Origin of the sequence: Pontibacter lucknowensis, assembly GCF_900156415.1 — a bacterium.
Lineage (GTDB): Bacteria > Bacteroidota > Bacteroidia > Cytophagales > Hymenobacteraceae > Pontibacter > Pontibacter lucknowensis.
Genome location: NZ_FTNM01000005.1, coordinates 51,148 through 70,506, shown reverse-complemented (window position 1 = coordinate 70,506; position 19,359 = coordinate 51,148). Strand labels below are relative to the sequence as shown.

Sequence of the window (19,359 nt, the reverse complement as noted above, 5' to 3'; positions counted from 1 at the left end):
CAATGGCTAAGAGAGATTATTACGAGATTTTAGGTGTAAGCAAAGGAGCAAGTCAGGAGGAGATCAAGAAGGCTTACCGTAAGCTCGCCATCAAGTTTCACCCCGACAAGAACCCCGACGACCACACGGCGGAAGAAAAGTTTAAGGAGGCGGCTGAGGCTTATGAAGTATTGAGCGACCAGCAGAAGCGCCAGCGCTATGACCAGTTCGGTCATCAGGGCATGAACGGTGGCTTCGGCGGAGGTGGCGGCATGAATATGGAGGATATCTTCTCCCAATTCGGCGACATCTTCGGCGGGGCTGGAGGCGGCTTCGAGAGTTTCTTTGGCGGCGCTGGCCGTCAGGGAGGCCGACGTACCCGCAAAGGCAGTAACCTGCGCATCAAGTTAAAGCTCAACCTCGAGGAAATTGCCAACGGCGTTGAGAAGAAGATCAAAGTAAAACGCTACGTAGCCTGTGGCACTTGCGGCGGCAACGGTGCCAAGAACGGTACCGAGATGCAGACTTGCGGCTCATGTCAGGGCTCAGGTCAGGTGCGCAAGGTAGTGAATACCATGCTGGGCCAGATGGTGAGCACAGCGACCTGCCCTACCTGTAACGGCGAAGGCCGTATCGTGACCAAGAACTGCGAAGCCTGCCACGGAAGCGGCCGCGAACTGCAGGAAGAGGTGATCACGATCAACGTGCCGGCTGGCGTGATGGATGGCATGCAGCTTTCCATGAGCGGTAAAGGTAACGTGCCGGAGCGTGGCGGTGTGCCGGGTGATTTGCTGATTCAGATTGAAGAAGAAGAACACCCAAGCCTGAAGCGTGACGGCAACAACGTAATTTTTGACCAGTACATCAGCTTCATTGATGCCGCACTGGGCGCTGACATTGAAGTGCCGACCATTGGTGGCCGCGTGAAGATCACGATCAAGCCTGGAACGCAGAGCGGCGAAATCTTCAGGCTGCGCGGCAAAGGCGTGAAAGACATCAATGGGTATGGGAAAGGCGATCAGCTGATCCACATCAACGTCTGGACGCCTAAGTCGCTGAGTAGCGAGGAACGTGCCGCACTGGAGCGTCTGCGTGACTCCAACAACTTTGCACCGCACCCCGGTAAGAGCGACAAGGGTTTCTTTGAGAAAGTGAAAGACTACTTTCAGTAGGCCTCTACATGACTAGATAAACAAAAGCCTGCCTTTTCAGTAGAGAAGGCAGGCTTTTTTGTTGCTAATAAAAGCCAGCACTCGTATTTGGTATAGCCTATACCTGCGTTAGTCGATTAAGTATAGTGCTTTATTGATATTGCTTGTCACTCAGCCCCAAAAAGGCTATTTTTGAACATACCAAAAGGTTAACAGCATTGAGCATTCTTAAAATAGATGGCGTAACCAAGCGATACGCCAACCACACGGCCCTTGACAACGTCAGCTTCGACATCCCGCAGGGCTGCATCTTCGGCTTACTGGGGCCAAACGGAGCAGGTAAAACATCCCTGATCCGTATCATCACCCAGATTACAGGTGCCGACTCCGGCGAGATATACTTCAAAGGGGAGAAACTGCGCCCTTCGCACATCAAGGACATGGGCTATCTGCCTGAAGAACGCGGTCTGTATAAAAAAATGAAGGTGGGGGAGCAGCTGCTATACCTTGCCCAGCTCAAAGGCCTGACCAAAGACGAAGCCATTGCCCGCATTAAGGAATGGGTGGCCCGCTTTGAGATAAAGGAATGGATGAATAAGAACATTGAAGACCTTTCCAAAGGGATGCAGCAGAAAGTACAGTTCATGGCCACCGTTATGCATCAGCCTTCCCTGATAATCCTTGACGAGCCTTTCTCTGGTTTCGACCCCATTAATGCCAACCTGATCAAAGACGAGATCCTGCGTTTGCGTGACAACGGGGCGACCATCATTTTCTCGACGCACCGCATGGAGTCGGTAGAGGAGCTTTGCGATAACATTGCCTTGATCAACCGCTCTCGCAAAGTGCTCGACGGTCCGGTGCGTGAAATTAAAGACACCTACAAGACGGACACCTACCAGGTAATCGGCAACGGACAATTGCTGATTACGTCACCTGATTTTGAAGTGCTGGAGCAGCACGACAACCACGGTGTGTTCCGGGCTTCCATCCGCCTGCTCGATGGCGCTTCGCCAAACGACCTGCTGCGTTACCTGATTCAGCGTGTAGAGGTACACTCGTTTGTGGAGCTTGTACCGAGTATCAATGACATTTTTATCCGAAAAGTAAAAGAAACTTACCATGCATAAGATCTGGCTCATTATACAGCGCGAATACCTGACACGCGTGCGGAAGAAAAGCTTCATCATCATGACCTTCCTGACACCGCTGTTGCTGGCCGCCTTCATGATCATACCTGCCTGGCTCGCCACTATTTCGGACAGTGAAGACGTGGTGATGGTGCTGGACGAAAGCGGACTCTTTGCAGATAAGCTGGAAAGCCGCGAGGACCTGAAAATTATCCCGATAGCGGCCAGTTCGCTGGAACAGGCAAAAGTTGCCTATCAGGAAACAGACTACACCGCACTGCTGCACATTCCGAAGCTTGATCTGGATAAGCCTGAAGGTATCCGCCTCTATTCAAAGAAGAATACCAGTCTGCAGGTGAAGTTCAGGCTGGAGAATATGCTGGAGAAGGAAATTGAGAGTCAGCGCTTCATGGCCTCCGGTATAGACCGTGATATGCTCAATAAAATGAAGGCCAACGTGACGATGACCACCGTGAACCTTAGCGAGAGCGGCGAGCGCGACAGCAATGTGTGGGTAACGTCCGGGGCTGGCATCATCGGGGCTGTTATCATTTATTTCTTCATCTTCCTGTATGGCGTGCAGATCATGCGCGGCGTGATAGAGGAGAAGACCAACCGCATTGTGGAGGTGATGATCTCCTCAGTGAAGCCTTTTCAGCTCATGATGGGCAAGATTGTAGGTATAGCCGGTGTGGGATTGACGCAGTTTTTACTCTGGGTTGTATTGTCGGCTATCGTGGTAAGCGGTGTGCAGGCAGCCTTTGACATTAAACCGGCGCCTACTCCAATCGAGCAGATGCAGTCTGGCCGTGCAATGGCAACAGGTGAAGAGGAGTCTGCTGAGACAGAAGAATCAAGCCAACAGAATACCTTGTCCGAGGTGAGCAGCGCCATCTCGAACCTCAACTTCCCACTTCTATTAGGCAGTTTCCTGTTCTACTTCTTGGGCGGGTACTTGCTGTACGGTTCTCTCTTCGGGGCCATTGGTGCGGCTGTGGACAACGAGACGGACACACAGCAGTTCATGTTCCCGATCACAATACCGCTCATCATTTCCTTCATCATGTCTTACACGGTGGTGATACAGAATCCTGATGGGCCAGTGGCTTTCTGGATGTCGATCATTCCGTTCACATCCCCGATTGTGATGATGGTGCGTATCCCATTCGGCGTGCCTGCCAGCGAACTCCTGCTTTCAATGGGGCTCCTCATTCTGGGCTTCATCTTCACCACCTGGATCGCCTCCAGGATCTACCGCGTAGGTATACTGATGTACGGCAAGAAGATCAACTACAAAGAACTATCGAAGTGGTTGTTCTACAGGGTATAGCCACTCAGGTATAGGTATAAAATTAGCATAGCTGGTTCTTCGGAGCCAGCTATTTTTTTGTAACTTGATTGGGCGAAATACTCCATAACTATGATGAGATTTTCACTCCTGACACTCCTGTTGCTTATGTTCACCACAGGTATAGCCACTGCCTCCGAAACCGATAAAGATAAACCTGCCTACCAACTCTTCACGGCAAAGGGCAAGCAGGTGAAGTATGGCAAAATGCTGGAAGAACTGCAGAAGGCCGATGTGGTGCTGTTTGGTGAGCAGCACAACGACCCGATCGCGCATTGGCTGCAATTAGAAGTGGCCAAAGACCTGCACAAGGCTCACCAGCAGCGCTTCACCATAGGAGCCGAGATGTTTGAAGCCGATGTGCAACTGGTACTGAACGAGTATCTGTCAGGGCAGGTAGCGGAGAAGAATTTTGAGCAGGAGTCGCGGCCTTGGAATAACTATCAGACGGATTATAAACCAGTGGTACGCTTTGCGAAAGAAATGTCCATACCTTTTGTCGCGACCAATGTGCCGCGCCGTTACGCTGCCATGGTATCAGGAGGTAGCTTGAAGGCGTTGGAGCATGTATCGGCAGATGCAAAACGCTACATTGCGCCGCTGCCTGTGCAGGTTGATATGGACCTGCCCGGGTATAAGAATATGCTGGCGATGTTTGGCAAAGGCACTCATGGCAATACCAAAAGCGAAAACATTGTGCAGGCTCAGGCCCTGAAAGACGCCACCATGGCTCATTTCATCCTGCAGCAGGTAAACAAAGGCAAAAAGATGTTACATCTGAACGGCGCTTATCACTCCGATAATTTTGAGGGTATAGGCTGGTATCTGAAGCAGGGCAATCCGCAACTCAGGACCATGACCATTACCACCGTGCTGCAGGAAGACCTGGACAAGCTGACAGAGGAGCATAAGCAGAAGGCGGATTATATTCTGGTAGTGCCATCGAGTATGACGAGAACCTACTAAGCGCGTACCTATGCTGGTAGCTACATTCTCCTGGTTAATTTACCTTATAGCAGCCTTTGTAGGACTCTGCGTCGTGAGTTATTTCAAGCTTAGGCCTGTAATGCAAAGGTATGGGCTCGGAAAATTTACAGTATGGGCTGGTGCATTATCTTTCATCCTTTTGAGTTTCCTGCTCACTTACTCTTCAAGCCTGGCTATCTGGCGCTATTACCCAAAAACAAGCTTTGATCAGGCAAAGTGGTGGGAAAAGCCGGATAAAAGGTATAAGATGACAGAGGACCTAATTGCTCGTGAGCTACTTATTGGGAAGAACAGATCGGATGTTGAAAAGTGGCTGGGTACTACAGGAAGAGAGAATCAAAGGAATGAACGGTGGAAATATTATACTGGGCGTTTGCCAGGTCCTTTCTCTTTATTACCCCATGTAATTGACATTGAGTTTAAAGAAGGCACCGTAGTTAGGGTTACGCAGTATGATGATCGCCACTGATAAAACAACAAAGCCCGGCCATTTGGCCGGGCTTTGTCTTTCTAAAGAGAAAGAAGGTATTTTTAGCTTATGCAGAGAATGAGCTGCCGCAACCGCAGGTGCTCTTAGCCTGTGGGTTGTTGAAAACGAAACCACGGGCGTTCAGACCGTCCTGGAAGTCAACTTCCATACCCAGTACATACATCGCGTGCTTCTTGTCCATGATCAGGTTCAAACCTTCAAGGGTGTAGATCTCGTCAGAGTCCTTTGCTTTATCAAAGCCCAGCAGGTAGGACATACCAGAGCAGCCACCGCCTTGCACGCCAATGCGCAGGCCGTATTCAGCAGGTACGTTTTTCTCTTGCATTATATTTTTAACTTCAGCCAGTGCTTTTTCAGTAAGCGCTATCGGTGCAGTTTTTGTTTCAGTTGCCATAGTCTGTTCAAATTTGAAATGGAGCTGCAATTTACGCAATTACTTGCAATTTTGCTGCAGCACTCCGGTGTATTAGCTAAACAGCTGTACCTGGAAAATGATTCATGCCAACCTAAATTAATTTTTTCCGATATTTAAGGTTCAAAACAATCGCAAATGGAAGAAGGCACCAACATTATACTCGATATACTTAAAATCTCTATACCTGCCATTTTGGTGGCCGCAGTAGCTTACTCTATGCTGAAAAAGTTTCTGGAGCGGGACTATAAGCTGCGCTTGCTGGAGCTACGCCATAAAAATGCGGAGGTCGTGACGCCTATCCGGCTACAGGCCTATGAGCGCATTGTGCTGTTGTTGGAGCGCATTACGCCAAGCAACCTCTTGCTGCGGGTGAGTGGGGGAGGCCACACAGCCGCCGAGTACCACCGCATCCTGCTCACCGAAATCCGAAACGAGTTTAATCACAACATGTCGCAGCAGGTATACATGACCGAGCAGGCCTGGCAGCAGGTAAGGCACGCTCGCGAAGAAGTTGTGAACCTGATCAACAAATCCTTCCAAAGCCTCGATGAAAAGGCAAAAGGCACGGAACTGGCCAAACGCATTCTGGAAAACGTGCTCAACAACGAAATCGACCCAACTGCCAAAGCTATCAGCTATCTGAAGCAGGAGATCGGGCAGGTGTTTTAATATAAGATCCTGAACTTGATGGTAGCCGGAACCCGCTTCATCTCCTCGATCACTTTCTTATCATATAGCTTGTCGATGTCGGTGATCACGTAGCCGATCTGCTCATTGGTTTTAAGGTACTGACCTAAGATGTTCACCTGGTTGCCGGCCAGCACGCTGTTTATATTGGCAAGCACGCCCGGCACATTCTGGTGGATGTGAATCAGGCGGTGCGCATTCTTGAGCTCTGGCAGCTGGATGTTCGGGAAGTTCACGCTCTGGTAGCTGTTGCCAGTGTTGATATACTCCATAATGCGGCTTGGCACAAAGGTACCGATGTTCTCCTGCGCCTCCTGTGTGCTGCCACCGATGTGCGGGGTCAGGATGACATTGGGCAGTCCACGCAGTTCACTTACAAACTCCTCGTCATTAGTGGCCGGCTCATACGGGTACACATCCACCGCCGCGCCACGTACCTTCCCTGATTTTATGGCTTCCACCAGAGCAGGTAAGTCCACGATATGGCCACGACTGAGGTTCAAAAAGATGGCCCCGTCCTTCATGGCGGCAAACTCTTCTGCACCGAACATGCCCTGGTTGCTGGTGCGGCCGTCTACGTGCAGGCTCACAATGTCAGCTATTTGAAGCAGTTGTTTCAGCGTTTCGCATTTACGGGCATTGCCGAGCTGTAGTCTTTCAACCACATCGTAGTAGTACACCACCATGCCCAATGCCTCCGCCAGCACTGACAGTTGCGCTCCAATGCTGCCGTAACCGATTATGCCCAGTTTTTTGTCACGTACCTCTACGCTGCCGGTAGCCGACTTATCCCAAATGCCCTGATGCATTTTAATGCTTTTGTCAACGGCATTACGGCAAAGCATGATGATCTCACCGATGGCCAGTTCCACTACGCTACGGGTATTACTGTAAGGCGCATTAAACACGGCTACACCGGCGTCCAGGCAGGCGCTCAGGTCGATCTGGTTGGTGCCGATGCAGAATGCACCGATACACATCAGTTTGTTGGCATGCTCGAGTACGCGCTTCGTCACCTGCGTTTTAGAGCGTATACCCAGCACCGACACATTCCTGATCCGCTCGCACAGCTCATCCTCACTCAAAGCTCCCGATACAGTCTCGATCTGGTAGCCCTCACGCTTGAACAACTCGACGGCTTTGGGATGTACGTTCTCCAGCAAAAGCACCCGAATGCGGTTTTTGGGATAGGAGATCGCCATCGGCAGTTTGTGTTGATACAGAAACTCGTCCAGACTTGGAGCCACGTCGTCAGCTTTCGCTACTACGCTGTCGCGCACCACGTTTTCGGTGAAAGCATAGAACTTATTGGCCAGTCCGGCTTCTTTTATCTCGTAATCGGTATACCCATCGCCCAGCACATACACATCGCCTTCCAGCGCCAGCTCTTCAAGTAGCTTTATCTTACCCCGGTCCAGGCACAGCAGGTTCTCTTCATCAAAGCCAATGATGTTGCCTTGTTCGTCAAACCTGAAGGTATTGGCGTAAATGTTTTCTTCCTTGATGCCATACTCGGTCACGATCGGGGTGATGAACTCTTTGAAGCCACTTGATACGATCAGGATATGGTCGGCATAAGTCTGGAAGAACTCTTTGTTACGCTTGATGGAGTCCGACACCTTGGTCTGCAAAAGCTGAATCAGTGGCTTCAGATGCCGTCGGTTCGCTTTGAGTAAAGCCAGCCTTTTGGACAGGCCTTCGGTAAACGAGCTCCTCCCTTCCATGGCGCCATTGGTCAGATCCTTAATTTGCTGCAGGATTTCGTCTTTGTTCTCCTCACCCGCCAGACTTATTTCGCCCAGTTCATCCAGTGCCTCTACCTGTGTAAAAGTGCTGTCGAAGTCGATGATGTAGTACTTGTCTTTTGCCATAGTTTGGTCGGGTAATAGAGTTTAATTGTAAGGTATACGCATGGCGCAAGTGTCCTCGCCCACGCTATATTCGCGCTATATTAAAGTTAAAACTTCCCTCTTGAGAGGGGTGTGTTTCATTCTAAGAATACAGACTCAAAAATTATTGTCATTCCCTAAAGAAACTTGGTTGAAATAGGGGGGCCAACCCCGGGAAGTTAAGCTTATACTATTGGGGGGTAGAGGCCCTCTTTACCAGGATCTTTTCAGGATGACATAAAAAGTAAAGTGAAACTGCTCTCCTTTTGAGAGGGGCAGGGGTGTGCTCTTATTTTACATCCTTACATTGGGATGACGGCAATAATATAACACACCAAAGTAAATATAAGGCATAAAAAAATCCGGCAACAGGTATAGCGGCCGGATTTTTCTTCAATTTATTTCTGCTCTATAAGGGGTTGCCTGCTTCAGCCAGTTGCGCGTCGATGATGCGCTGGTAGAATTGCTCGTAGAGCGGCACAATCTTATCGATATCAAAATGATGAGCACGGGCCAATGCATTTGCCTTGAAGGTAGGCAGGTTGGCATCGTCGAGGATGTGCAGGGCGTTTTTCACCATGTCATCCACATCGCCTACTTCGCTTACGAAGCCGGTTACGCCGTGCACATTGAGTTCAGGTATACCGCCTGCGTTGGTTGAGATAACAGGTACTTCGCAAGCCATCGCTTCGAGTGCGGCCAAACCAAAACTCTCTTTCTCGGAAGGCATCAGGAACAAGTCAGCAATGGACAGCACTTCTTCTACTGCCTCCAGTTTACCCAAGAAACGCACGTCATTGCAGATTTTCAGGTCGCGGCAGAGTTTCTCCATTTTAGGTCGCTCTGGTCCGTCACCCACCAACAGGAGCTTCGATGGCATTTTTTCACGCACCTTGGCAAAAATCCGGATAACGTCTTCTACACGCTTCACCCCCCGGAAGTTGGAGGTATGTACCAACAGCTTTTCGTTGTTCGGACTGATGGCTGCCCGGAAGTGCTCTTTCTTCTGGCGCTTGAATTTTTTTAGATCAATGAAGTTTGGAATCACTTCAATGTCTTTCTCGATCTGAAAGAACTCATACGTTTCGGTTCGGAGACTCTCCGAGACAGCCGTCACGCCATCTGACTGGTTTATGCTGAAGGTGACTACCGGCTCAAACGAAGCATCCTTGCCTACCAGGGTGATATCCGTGCCGTGCAGGGTGGTGATAACAGGTATGTAAATGCCTTTGGTTCGCAGGATCTGTTTGGCCATGTAGGCTGCCGACGCATGGGGTATGGCATAATGCACATGCAGCACGTCAAGCTTCTCAAAACGGGCTATGTCTACCATTTTGCTGGCCAGCGCTAGTTCGTATGGCGGGTACTGAAAGAGTGGGTAGTTCGGGATGTATACCTCGTGGTAGGAAACATTCTCGTTAAAAAAATCCAGTCGGGCTGGCTGGCTATAGGTGATGAAGTGCACCTGGTGGCCTTTTAGCGCCAGTTCCTTGCCGAGCTCTGTGGCAACCACGCCACTTCCCCCAAAGGTAGGATAACAAACTATTCCGATTTTCATGGTTTTATGCTGAGGAAACAACAAGTGCAGCCCTATGCGGAGCTGCACTCGTAAAATTATCCTTTTTATTTAAGTTTTAGGTACTATCGCTTTATAGATCACATCGTGTATACGGGTGCGGATGTTGTACTTCACGAGTTTGGAGTTGCTCGCATCCGGGTATACTCTGTTGGAAAGGAATATGTAAATCAGTTGGTTGTCAGGATCTACCCAGGCCCCTGTTCCGGTAAAGCCTGTGTGGCCAAAGGTTGCGTTTGAGGCCAGATTCGACGTTGGGCCATTACCGTCAGGGTCTGGTTTGTCCCAGCCCAATCCGCGGCGACTCGTAGTTGATTGTCTTTTCGCAAACTCGCTCACCACCTCCGATTTGTAGAACTGGTGTCCGCCGTACTTACCGTTCTGCAGGTTCATTTGCATAAGCACGGCTAGGTCGTTGGCGTTGGAGAAAAGACCTGCGTGGCCACCCACACCGCCCATCATGGCAGCGCCCTGGTCATGCACCGTGCCCCAGATCAGGTTCTTACGGAAATAATTGTCATCCTCTGTCGGCACGATCACGTCGCGCTGGTGCTTCAGGAGTGGATTATAGGTCATGGTGCTCAAGCCGAGCGGACCGTAAAAGTTCTGATCCATAAACTCGTTTAGCGGCTGGTTCAGCATGCGCTCCGACATCCGCTTGAGAATGTAGAACCCAAGGTCGCTGTACTGGTAGTCATACGTCTTGGCAGCCTTTGGCTTCACCAGCAGGGGTGAACGCACTGTCCAGGCCCACAGCGAATCTTCCATCGATTTGATGGAGTAGATACCTGGCACCACTTCGTTCGGGAACACATCATTCTGAGCGCTGGCGTAGAAGGTCTGGTTCAGTTGCAGCTTGTCCAGCGTTTTCTGCCAGTGCGGTATACCTGCCCGTAAACCTGACTGGTGGGCCAGCACATCACGAATCACCAGGTTAGCCTTGTTGGTGCCTTTCAGCTCCGGCAGGTAAGTCGATACTTTCTCGTCCAGGTTGATCTTGCCCTGGTCTTTGAGGAACATCACCGCCTGCAGCGTAGCCGCCACTTTGGTGATGGAAGCGATATCATATACCGTGTTATTTGTAACAGGCTTTTTCTTGTCGTAGGTATAGTGGCCGTATGATTTGTTGAAGATCACGGTGCCGTTTTTCACCACCAGCACCTGCGCACCCGGCGTTGCGGCATAGGCAATGGCTTCAGTGGCTATGTTATCGATCTGCGCCAGGGTCTTGGAGTCCATTCCTACACTCTCAGGAGTGCCGTACTTCAGGCGACCGAGGGCAGGAGTAGCTATACCTGTTCCTGCTTTCAGCGTAGCCGAAGCCGTTACAGGTAATTTGCCTTTGGCGGCGCGGGCACCAAACAGCACCTGCGGCACCAGCGACTGCGAGGTTGGGTTGTCTTCGTAACCAGCTAACAGCCACTCACTCTGGTCAAAGAACTTCAGGCTATAGGCATTGCCGAACACAGCTACCACTACTTTCTTATTAGTGCTCTTCTGCAGGTATTGCACAAAAGCACGTGTGCCCAAGCCAATTCCAAAATCCTTGAAAGGCGTATTGTTCATGCCGTGCACGCTTACTACCACCACATCATGGTCCTGCAGCTTAGGTATAAGCTTAGTGAAGGCGGAGTCCGGTGCAAATCGGTCCTTGATGTTAAACTTGGTCACCGGAGCGTAATTGCCCAGTGTCTGCTGGAACACACTGTTCGGACCTGTACCGATGGCCACCGATGCAATGTTCAGCGTATCCAGGTTACGGAAAGGAATCAGGCTGGCCTTGTTGCGGGCTACCGTTACAGCATGCTCATACAGCTGCTCCTGCACCACATTGCTCAGCGGACGATCCACATCCTGCTGCAGGTTCGTCAGCGATACCGGCTTATAGTTGTTCAGACCAGCCCAGTATTTAGCGTGCAGAATCTTGCGTACACGCTGGTCAATGTCTTCCTGCTTAATTTGCTTGGTTGTGATAGCTTCGTTGATCTTACGGATAGCGGTTGGCACATCCTCCGGGAATAAAAGCACGTCGTTACCAGCCATCAAAGCCTTCAAATCGACTTCACCGGGCTTGTAGAAGCTGCTCACGCCTTTCATGTTCAGAGCGTCGGTAAATACCAGGCCCTTGTATTTCATTTTCTCTTTCAGAATGCCCGTTACGATCGGCTTGGAAAGTGTAGCTGCCTGATTTTTAGTGGAGTCGATCTTCGGCATGTGCAGGTGCGCCACCATCACGCCCATCACACCGGCCTCAAATGACTTATGGAAAGGGTATAGCTCCACCTCCGAAAGGCGTTTCATATCGTGGTTTACCACCGGAAGGGTTAGGTGGGAATCAGTATCTGTGTCGCCATGGCCGGGGAAGTGCTTGGCAACAGCAATCACACCGTGGTCCTGCAGCCCTTTAATGTAAGCTACACCGCGACGGGCTACTTCTTCTTTAGTCTCACCGAAAGAACGGTTACCGATCACCGGGTTGGCTGGGTTCACGTTCACGTCCAGTACGGGTGAGAAGCTCACGTGTACGCCCATGCGCTTCATCTTGAGCGCAATCTCGCGGCCCATCAGGTATATGTACTTGTCGTCGTTGAGCGCGCCCAGCGTCATTTGCTTGGCAAAGTGCATGCTGCTATCAAGGCGCATGTTCAGGCCCCACTCGGCGTCCAGGGCGATCAAGGCGGGTACTTTTGCCTTGCTTTGGAAGCGGTTGGTCAATTGTGCCTGCCTTACCGGACCACCCTGCATGAACATAATGCCACCCACATTGTAGCGGGCTACCAGGGTGTCGATCTGGCGGAAGTGTTTTTCGTCTTTGTTGGAGTAGGCGGCCACCATAAACAGCTGGCCGATACGCTGATTCGGAGTCATGGATGTGAAGACACTGTCTACCCAGCTCTGCTCTTTGGAGGCCACAATGATGTTGTCTGACGGTGTCAGTGACATCAGCGGTCCCATTCCGAGAAAGATAAGTATAAGTAATCCTAAGCTAAAACTCTTCAACATCCTGTACTGGTATTATTATATTGGAACAAGTCGAAATTAAGCCTATTTTTGCAGAAGGCGGTTCAAAAAACGAGAAAAATTATTTCCAGTCTTTCTGCCCCTGACAGGCGGTATAGCGGATGGCCTTTGTAGATGCTAACGCCTCGAGAGCCACAAGCCATACGTCGGTCTCTTGTTAAAATCAGAATCCAGACTCTCTTCTAATTTTCGACCCATTTCGCAACTGGTCTGTAAATTAGTAATAAAATTTGTTCTGAATAAGTTCTGTTTTGACAAAATAGTATATTCAAAAATCCGACCGTTTTTATTAAAAACGCAAGATTTTGCCTGGAAGATACCCTAAATTGAATTAGAAATAGCGGATGTCCGATATTATACACTTATTGCCCGATTACCTGGCTAACCAGATAGCCGCTGGTGAAGTGGTGCAGCGGCCTTCATCGGTGGTAAAAGAACTGCTGGAGAACGCCATTGACGCCCGTGCCACAAGCGTGCAACTGATCGTGAAGGAAGCTGGCAAGCAGCTGGTGCAGGTAGTGGACAACGGTATCGGCATGTCGGAAACCGACGCCCGCATGTGCTTTGAGCGACATGCCACTTCTAAAATCAAGTCCACAGAAGACCTGTTCCGGATCCGGACGATGGGCTTCCGGGGAGAGGCCATGGCTTCGATCGGGGCGGTGGCGCAGGTAGAGCTCAAAACCAAGCCGCACGGTGCCGAAACGGGTACCCGCTTGCTGGTGGAAGGCTCCACGGTGGCCGCGCAGGAACCAGCCGCAATAGCTGCTGGTACTTCCATTGCTGTCAAAAACCTTTTCTATAACGTACCTGCCCGCCGCAATTTTCTGAAAACGAACGCGGTGGAAATGCGACACATACTCGACGAGTTTCAGCGGGTGGCCCTGGCTTACCCGGAAGTGGCCTTTACACTGCACCACAACGATGTGGAGATATTCAGTCTGCCGGCCGGAAAGCTGAGCCAGCGCATTGTGGGCGTGTTTGGCAACAACTACAAAGAGCAAATGGCCGGCTGCGAAGAAGAAACGCCCTTTATGAGCGTGCGCGGCTACATTGGCAAGCCAGAGTTTGCTAAGAAGACCCGTGGCGAGCAATTCTTCTTCGTAAACAACCGTTTTATCAAGAGCGGCTACCTCAATCATGCCGTGATGACGGCCTATGAGGGGCTCCTGCCGAAAGACAGCCATCCGTTTTATGTGCTCTTTATTGACATTGAGCCGGAGCGGATCGACATTAACGTGCACCCGACCAAGACCGAGATCAAGTTCGAAGACGAGAAGACAGTGTACGCCATCGTGCATGCCGCTGTCAAGAAGTCGCTGGGCACGCACAACATTGCCCCTTCGCTCGATTTCCAGAGTGACGTGAACTTTGCTCCGCTGCAGCCGATCCGGATGCCGCATGGGGGAGAGGGTTTTGAGAAGGAAGGCACCTTCCCGGGCTTTAAAGTGCCGTCCTCGCCTAAAAAGGCTAGCGTTAATGGCTGGGAGCAATTGTACGAACCGCTTCGGAACGGTCAGGCGATAGAGCAAGAAGAAGAGCGGATTACCTCGCCATCCGGTATGGGCTTGCTCGACGATACTTTTGCCGCGCCTATGACCACGTCCAGCAAAACTTTGCAGGTGCATCACAAGTACTTGTTGGTGCAGGTAAAGTCTGGTGTGATGATCATTGACCAACAGGCGGCGCAGGAGCGGATTCTATACGAAAAGTACATGGCTTCGCTGCAGAAGAAGATGGTGACCTCGCAGGCGCTTCTTTTTCCGCAGACCATCGAGCTCTCACCCACCGATTCAGCTTTGGTAAAGGAGCTCCGGGCAGAGTTTCAGGAGTTGGGCTTCCAGTTCGAGGACTTTGGCGGCAACACCATCATCCTGAACGCTATACCTGCCGATGTGCAGGCGGCCAACGAAAAAGAGCTGCTCGAGGAGCTGATTGAGCAGTACAAAAACAATTTGGCCACGCTCAAGTTGGATAAGCGGGAGAACCTGGCCCGGGCCATGGCCAAACGACTGGCTTCCAAACTGCAGCCGCGCATGTCAGACCTTGAGATGAACTCACTCGTAGACAAGCTGTTCGGCTGCGAAGTGCCCAACTATACCCCCGGCGGGCAGAAGACGCTGGTCATCATGGAGCTCGGTCAGCTGCATGAGCTTTTCCTGAAGGGGTGATTTGAATTGTTAAATTGTTGATTGTTAAACTATTGATTTTGGTTTTCGGGGCGTAGTCTCAGGTATAGCGATCAACTCGAGAAAAAGAAGATAAGATGTTCAATATAACCCCCATGGTCAGGAATCTCCTGATCATCAACGTGGTCGTATTTATACTGCAGGCAAATGGTGTGTTCGACTACCGACAGTTTGCGCTGCACCATTTTGCCTCTGATTATTTTCAGCCGGTTCAGATTTTCACTCACATGTTCCTGCATGGCGGCTGGGCACACCTGTTCAGCAACATGTTCAGCTTGTTCATATTCGGGCCCTTGCTGGAGCGTTTCTGGGGCTCACAGCGCTTCCTGGCCTTTTACCTGATCACAGGTTTGGGAGCCAGTATGCTCTATTCCGGTGTTCGGGCATACGAATTGAATACGATTGAAACCGAGGCGGTACAATACATCGAAAACCCGACCCCAACAGGCTTTTATAACTTTATGGAGTCACACTACGCAGGTGGTTACGAGAAGCGCTTTGCTATTGAGTACCAGCGCAATCCAGACAACGAGGGATATATCTCAGAAAGTAAGAAAGCTGTACGTGCCGTCTTCAATCAAACTTTCAACATGCCCATGCTAGGAGCATCTGGTGCAGTGTTTGGAATACTGATGGCATTTGGGATGCTATTCCCAAATCTGGAGCTTTTCCTGCTCTTTCTGCCCATACCTATAAAAGCCAAATATTTTGTACTCCTGTATGGGGGCTACGAGCTATATGCGGGCTTTAACCGTATACCCGGCGACAATGTGGCCCACTTTGCGCACCTCGGTGGTATGTTATTTGCGTATATTCTTATAAAAATGTGGCAACGCAACGATTATCAGGATACGTAATAGTAAAAACAATAAGTATAAGGTAGTAAGGCGCAAAAGCCTTCCCGCTCTTTTCAGCTAACAGGTATAATGAGTATTATCCAAGACATAAAAGACTCTTTCCGGCAGCCGAACAACACCCTGAAGCAGCTTATCCTCATCAACGTCATTGTTTTTGTGGTGCTGATCACGCTCCGGACGGTGTTGTTCCTGACCAGTAGCAGCTGGGCTTACAGTGGCTTGATGCGGTTTATCGCACTGCCCTCTGACCCGCTCGTTTTCATCACCCGTCCCTGGACGATCATTTCATATTTCTTCACGCACGAGGGTTTCCTGCACATCATCTTCAACATGCTCAACCTTTACTGGTTCGGGCAGTTGATCAGGGAGTATCTGGGTGAAAAAAAATTACTGAGCCTCTACATACTGGGAGGTATAGCCGGTGGTTTGCTCTACATCCTGAGTTACAACCTGATTCCATACTTTGCCGATCGTGCCGCGTATGCCGTGATGATCGGTGCCTCAGCGAGTGTACTGGCGGTGGTTGTAGCAGCTGCCACGCTGATACCGAACTATACCTTTAACCTGCTTATCATCGGTCCGGTGCGCATCAAGTACATCGCAGCCTTTCTGGTGATACTTTCTATTTCCGGAGCGATTGGCGACAATGCCGGTGGTAACATCGCCCACTTAGGCGGCGCCCTCTTTGGGTGGCTATTCATTAAGCAGTTGCAGCGCGGCCGCGACATGGGCCGTCCGTTGCATGGCACCATGGACTTTTTTACCGGTCTGTTTAAACGCCGACCGAAACTGAAAGTAACGCACCGGCAGAAAGCGACTGTGGGGAATAATGGCGCCCGTAACAACTCCGGTTACCACACTGGCTATGCCGGTAAACCCAGCCAGATGGAAATCGACCTGATCCTGGACAAAATCTCGGTTTCGGGATACGAGAGCCTTTCAAAAGAAGAGAAGCAGAAGCTGTTTCAGGCTAGTCAAAAAGATTGATTATCGCACAAAAGATACAAACAAAAAAGCGCCGCTCCTTTGCAGAAGCGGCGCTTTTTGTATGGATAAGCAGGTATAGCGATTAAGCTTTGGCTGCGTTGATGTTATCCAGCGCATCCATTACTTCTTTCACGTGACCGCGTGACGTCTCCAGCAGTTGCTTCTCGTCTTCGTTCAGTTGCAGTTCGATGATCTTCTCGATACCGTTTTTGCCCAGGATTACCGGAACACCCAGGTATACGCCGTCGATGCCGTACTCACCTTCCAACTTCACGCAAACAGGGAATACACGACGCTGGTCGCGTACGATTGCCTCCACCATCTGAGCAGCTGCTGAACCCGGTGCGTACCAGGCAGAAGTACCCATCAGTTTCACCAGTTCGCCACCACCGTTCTTGGTGCGGTCAACAATAGCGTTCAGTGTTTCTTCGTCGATCAGCTCCGTTACAGGTATACCGCCAACCGTCGTGTAGCGTGGAAGTGGAACCATGGTGTCGCCGTGGCCACCCATCAATACTGCCTGTATGTCTTTTGGAGATACGTTCAGGGCCTCAGCCAGGAATGCACGGTAACGGGCAGTGTCCAGGATACCAGCCATACCCATTACGCGGGTGCGTGGCAGCTTGGAAGTGATGTGTGCCGCATAGGTCATCACGTCAAGTGGGTTAGAAACCACGATGATGATGGCGTCAGGAGAGTGCTTTACGATGTTCTCAGTTACCGACTGCACGATGCCGGCATTGGTAGAGATCAGGTCATCGCGCGTCATGCCCGGCTTGCGCGGCAGACCAGAAGTGATCACTACCACGTCAGAACCAGCAGTCTTGCTGTAATCGTTGGTTACGCCAACAGTGCGCGTGTCGTACAGGTTGATGGGGGCTTTCTGCCAGATATCAAGCGCTTTGCCCTCAGCAAAACCTTCTTTAATATCCACTAAAACTACTTCGTTCGCGATTTCGCGGTAAGCCAATACATCGGCGCACGTTGCACCCACGTTACCAGCTCCAACTACGGTTACTTTCATTGTAGGATATACTTTAATTATGGTTTGAGATTCGGTTTACTTCCGTAAAATTAGAAAAATCTATTATTAAAAGCGTGTTTAGTAGCAAGTATCACGCAACACATTGCACGATTTTTCATATTCAAGGCTTCAGACAAAAAGAAAGTGACTGTCTTCCTGAAACAGTGACCTGCTAGGAGGCGCCTCACTCTAAACGTCTACACCAAAATTCTGCTACTTGATACGTGCTACGATGTACGTTTCAAAGAAATCTCCAGCACCTGCTCTGTCTTCTCCGTCACTTTAAAGCGGTTGTCAAGTCGGTGGCCGGCTATCCAGACGATAGACTGGTCAGATACCAATACCAGCGTTTTTGCTTTAAGGTTGGCTGGAATCTTCTTGTCGATCAGAAAATCACTGATTTTTTTCTTGCCGTTCATACCCAGCGGCACAAACCAGTCGCCTTCCTGCCATGAGCGCAGTTTCAGCGGGAATTTAAGCAAGCCGGCATCCAGGGCAGCTACATGCGGTTTGGTGTTGAGCTTATACGCACTGGCAGGTACGTAGCGCAATGTCATTTGCACGTGTTCCTCATCCACTTCCGTCTGGCCTTCTGCAATCGTCACACTCCCAAAGCGGCTCAGGTTACGCGGGGTGATCACAAGCTGTTCGCGGTCCTTTATCAAGGTATGGCTAGGCGAGTCGAACTGTTTACCGGATAGGCCTTCCAATGCCTTTACCAGCTCCAGCACCACAGTATAGCTGAAGTTGAAGGGGCGAAGCAACTCATGTAGCACTACTGGCAGACCGGTTGCGTTCTGTAGGGGGACCAGCGACAGGTATACGGCGTCTTCGGCCTCCTTTATACTTTGCTGGCGCAGGTTGTCAATGTAAGTGTGTACGATGGCTTCGGCCTGGCTCACCCGCTCGGCTGTGTGCTGCATGGTTTCCTCGAGGTTTGGGTTGATTTCCTTGAGCACCGGAATTACCTCATGCCTGATTTTGTTGCGCTGGTACTTGGTCGTCTCGTTTGAGGTGTCTTCGCGCCAGATCAGCCGTTGCTCCGTCACGAAATCGAAGATATCGTCTTTGGTAACGGTAAGCATTGGCCGGATGATATGCCCGTTTTTGGCAGGTATGCCATGCAGGCCGGCTATACCTGTGCCCTTGGTCAGGTGGAGCAATATGGTCTCTGTCAGGTCGTTGCTATGGTGGGCCGTGGCGATGTAGTCGTAACCTTCCTGCTGGCGAACCTGTTCAAACCAGGTATAGCGCAGGGTGCGGGCCGCCATCTGGATCGAGAGTTTCTCCTGCGTGGCGAAGGCGCGGGTGTCGAAATTTTCGGTAAAGAAAGGCACATCGTACTTTTTGGCCAGCTTTTTGGCGAAAAGCTGGTCAGCCTCAGCATCTTCGTCGCGAAGGCCAAAGTTGCAGTGCGCAATGGCAAAGGTATATTTGAGCTGGTGCAGTACTTCGCAAAGCACAATTGAATCGATGCCGCTGCTGACAGCCGCCAGTATTTTGCTGTCGGGCTCGCAAAGGTTGTGTGATTGTATGAAACCGGAAACTTTCTGTAGCATAAGGCAGCGGCTGGTATATTTTTTATAATTTTGAAGTTAAGAACAGGCAAAGGCCGCAGGTATATGAAAC

General features: G+C 50.5%; 15 protein-coding genes. 9 read left to right on the top strand and 6 right to left on the bottom strand.

The features are described from left to right. Nucleotides 1-2 precede the first annotated feature (2 nt). The 5 genes from dnaJ to BW972_RS15265 all read left to right on the top strand — a co-directional run bounded on the left by dnaJ (nt 3) and on the right by BW972_RS15265 (nt 5,064). Entirely contained in the window at nt 3-1,151 is a 1,149-nt protein-coding gene (gene dnaJ / locus BW972_RS15285; protein ID WP_076422762.1) for a molecular chaperone DnaJ, read from the top strand. Between the two features lie 197 nt (nt 1,152-1,348). Then, on the top strand, nt 1,349-2,260 hold the full coding sequence (locus BW972_RS15280) for an ABC transporter ATP-binding protein (RefSeq protein WP_076422761.1): 912 nt from the start codon (nt 1,349-1,351) through the stop codon (nt 2,258-2,260). Continuing rightward, on the top strand, nt 2,253-3,590 hold the full coding sequence (locus BW972_RS15275; protein ID WP_007653176.1) for an ABC transporter permease: 1,338 nt from the start codon (nt 2,253-2,255) through the stop codon (nt 3,588-3,590). The genes BW972_RS15280 and BW972_RS15275 overlap by 8 nt, the downstream gene beginning before the upstream one ends. Nucleotides 3,591-3,680: 90 nt before the next feature. Beyond that, complete coding sequence (locus BW972_RS15270; RefSeq protein WP_083674208.1) at nt 3,681-4,574, top strand: ChaN family lipoprotein; 894 nt, start codon at nt 3,681-3,683, stop codon at nt 4,572-4,574. 10 nt (nt 4,575-4,584) lie between these two features. Next, nucleotides 4,585-5,064: a hypothetical protein gene (locus BW972_RS15265; protein WP_076422760.1), complete on the top strand. Its 480-nt coding sequence runs from the start codon at nt 4,585-4,587 to the stop codon at nt 5,062-5,064. A 67-nt stretch (nt 5,065-5,131) separates the two neighbouring features. On the opposite strand, the gene BW972_RS15260 is transcribed toward BW972_RS15265, so the two are convergent. Further along, nucleotides 5,132-5,479 (bottom strand): HesB/IscA family protein, encoded by a 348-nt coding sequence (locus BW972_RS15260; protein ID WP_076422951.1) that lies wholly within the window; start codon nt 5,477-5,479, stop codon nt 5,132-5,134. Nucleotides 5,480-5,635: 156 nt separating this feature from the next. Here BW972_RS15260 and BW972_RS15255 point away from each other — a divergent pair, with 156 nt between their 5' ends. Continuing rightward, nucleotides 5,636-6,169 carry a DUF7935 family protein gene (locus BW972_RS15255; protein WP_076422759.1) on the top strand — a complete coding sequence of 178 codons (534 nt, stop codon included), beginning with the start codon at nt 5,636-5,638 and terminating at the stop codon, nt 6,167-6,169. On the opposite strand, the gene serA is transcribed toward BW972_RS15255, so the two are convergent. The 3 genes from serA to BW972_RS15240 all read right to left on the bottom strand — a co-directional run bounded on the left by serA (nt 6,166) and on the right by BW972_RS15240 (nt 12,607). Continuing rightward, nucleotides 6,166-8,058 (bottom strand): phosphoglycerate dehydrogenase, encoded by a 1,893-nt coding sequence (serA, locus tag BW972_RS15250; RefSeq protein ID WP_076422758.1) that lies wholly within the window; start codon nt 8,056-8,058, stop codon nt 6,166-6,168. The two genes, BW972_RS15255 and serA, sit on opposite strands and share 4 nt — an antisense overlap. A gap of 427 nt (nt 8,059-8,485) precedes the next feature. Further along, nucleotides 8,486-9,634 carry an N-acetyl-alpha-D-glucosaminyl L-malate synthase BshA gene (gene bshA / locus BW972_RS15245; protein ID WP_192811626.1) on the bottom strand — a complete coding sequence of 383 codons (1,149 nt, stop codon included), beginning with the start codon at nt 9,632-9,634 and terminating at the stop codon, nt 8,486-8,488. Nucleotides 9,635-9,703: 69 nt separating this feature from the next. Further along, entirely contained in the window at nt 9,704-12,607 is a 2,904-nt protein-coding gene (locus BW972_RS15240) for a serine hydrolase domain-containing protein (protein WP_083674207.1), read from the bottom strand. 410 nt (nt 12,608-13,017) lie between these two features. Between BW972_RS15240 and mutL the strand changes: the two genes are divergently transcribed. From mutL to BW972_RS15225, 3 genes are all read left to right on the top strand, one after another. Further along, nucleotides 13,018-14,844: a DNA mismatch repair endonuclease MutL gene (gene mutL, locus BW972_RS15235; protein ID WP_076422756.1), complete on the top strand. Its 1,827-nt coding sequence runs from the start codon at nt 13,018-13,020 to the stop codon at nt 14,842-14,844. Between the two features lie 113 nt (nt 14,845-14,957). Beyond that, nucleotides 14,958-15,719 carry a rhomboid family intramembrane serine protease gene (locus BW972_RS15230; RefSeq protein WP_007653204.1) on the top strand — a complete coding sequence of 254 codons (762 nt, stop codon included), beginning with the start codon at nt 14,958-14,960 and terminating at the stop codon, nt 15,717-15,719. A 69-nt stretch (nt 15,720-15,788) separates the two neighbouring features. Beyond that, nucleotides 15,789-16,706 carry a rhomboid family intramembrane serine protease gene (locus BW972_RS15225; protein WP_007653206.1) on the top strand — a complete coding sequence of 306 codons (918 nt, stop codon included), beginning with the start codon at nt 15,789-15,791 and terminating at the stop codon, nt 16,704-16,706. An 82-nt stretch (nt 16,707-16,788) separates the two neighbouring features. Here BW972_RS15225 and mdh read toward each other — a convergent pair whose 3' ends face one another. Together mdh and tilS are read right to left on the bottom strand one after the other, a co-directional pair. Further along, complete coding sequence (mdh, locus tag BW972_RS15220; RefSeq protein ID WP_007653210.1) at nt 16,789-17,730, bottom strand: malate dehydrogenase; 942 nt, start codon at nt 17,728-17,730, stop codon at nt 16,789-16,791. Between the two features lie 227 nt (nt 17,731-17,957). Then, entirely contained in the window at nt 17,958-19,289 is a 1,332-nt protein-coding gene (tilS, locus tag BW972_RS15215) for a tRNA lysidine(34) synthetase TilS (RefSeq protein WP_076422755.1), read from the bottom strand. Between the last annotated feature and the right edge of the window lie 70 nt (nt 19,290-19,359).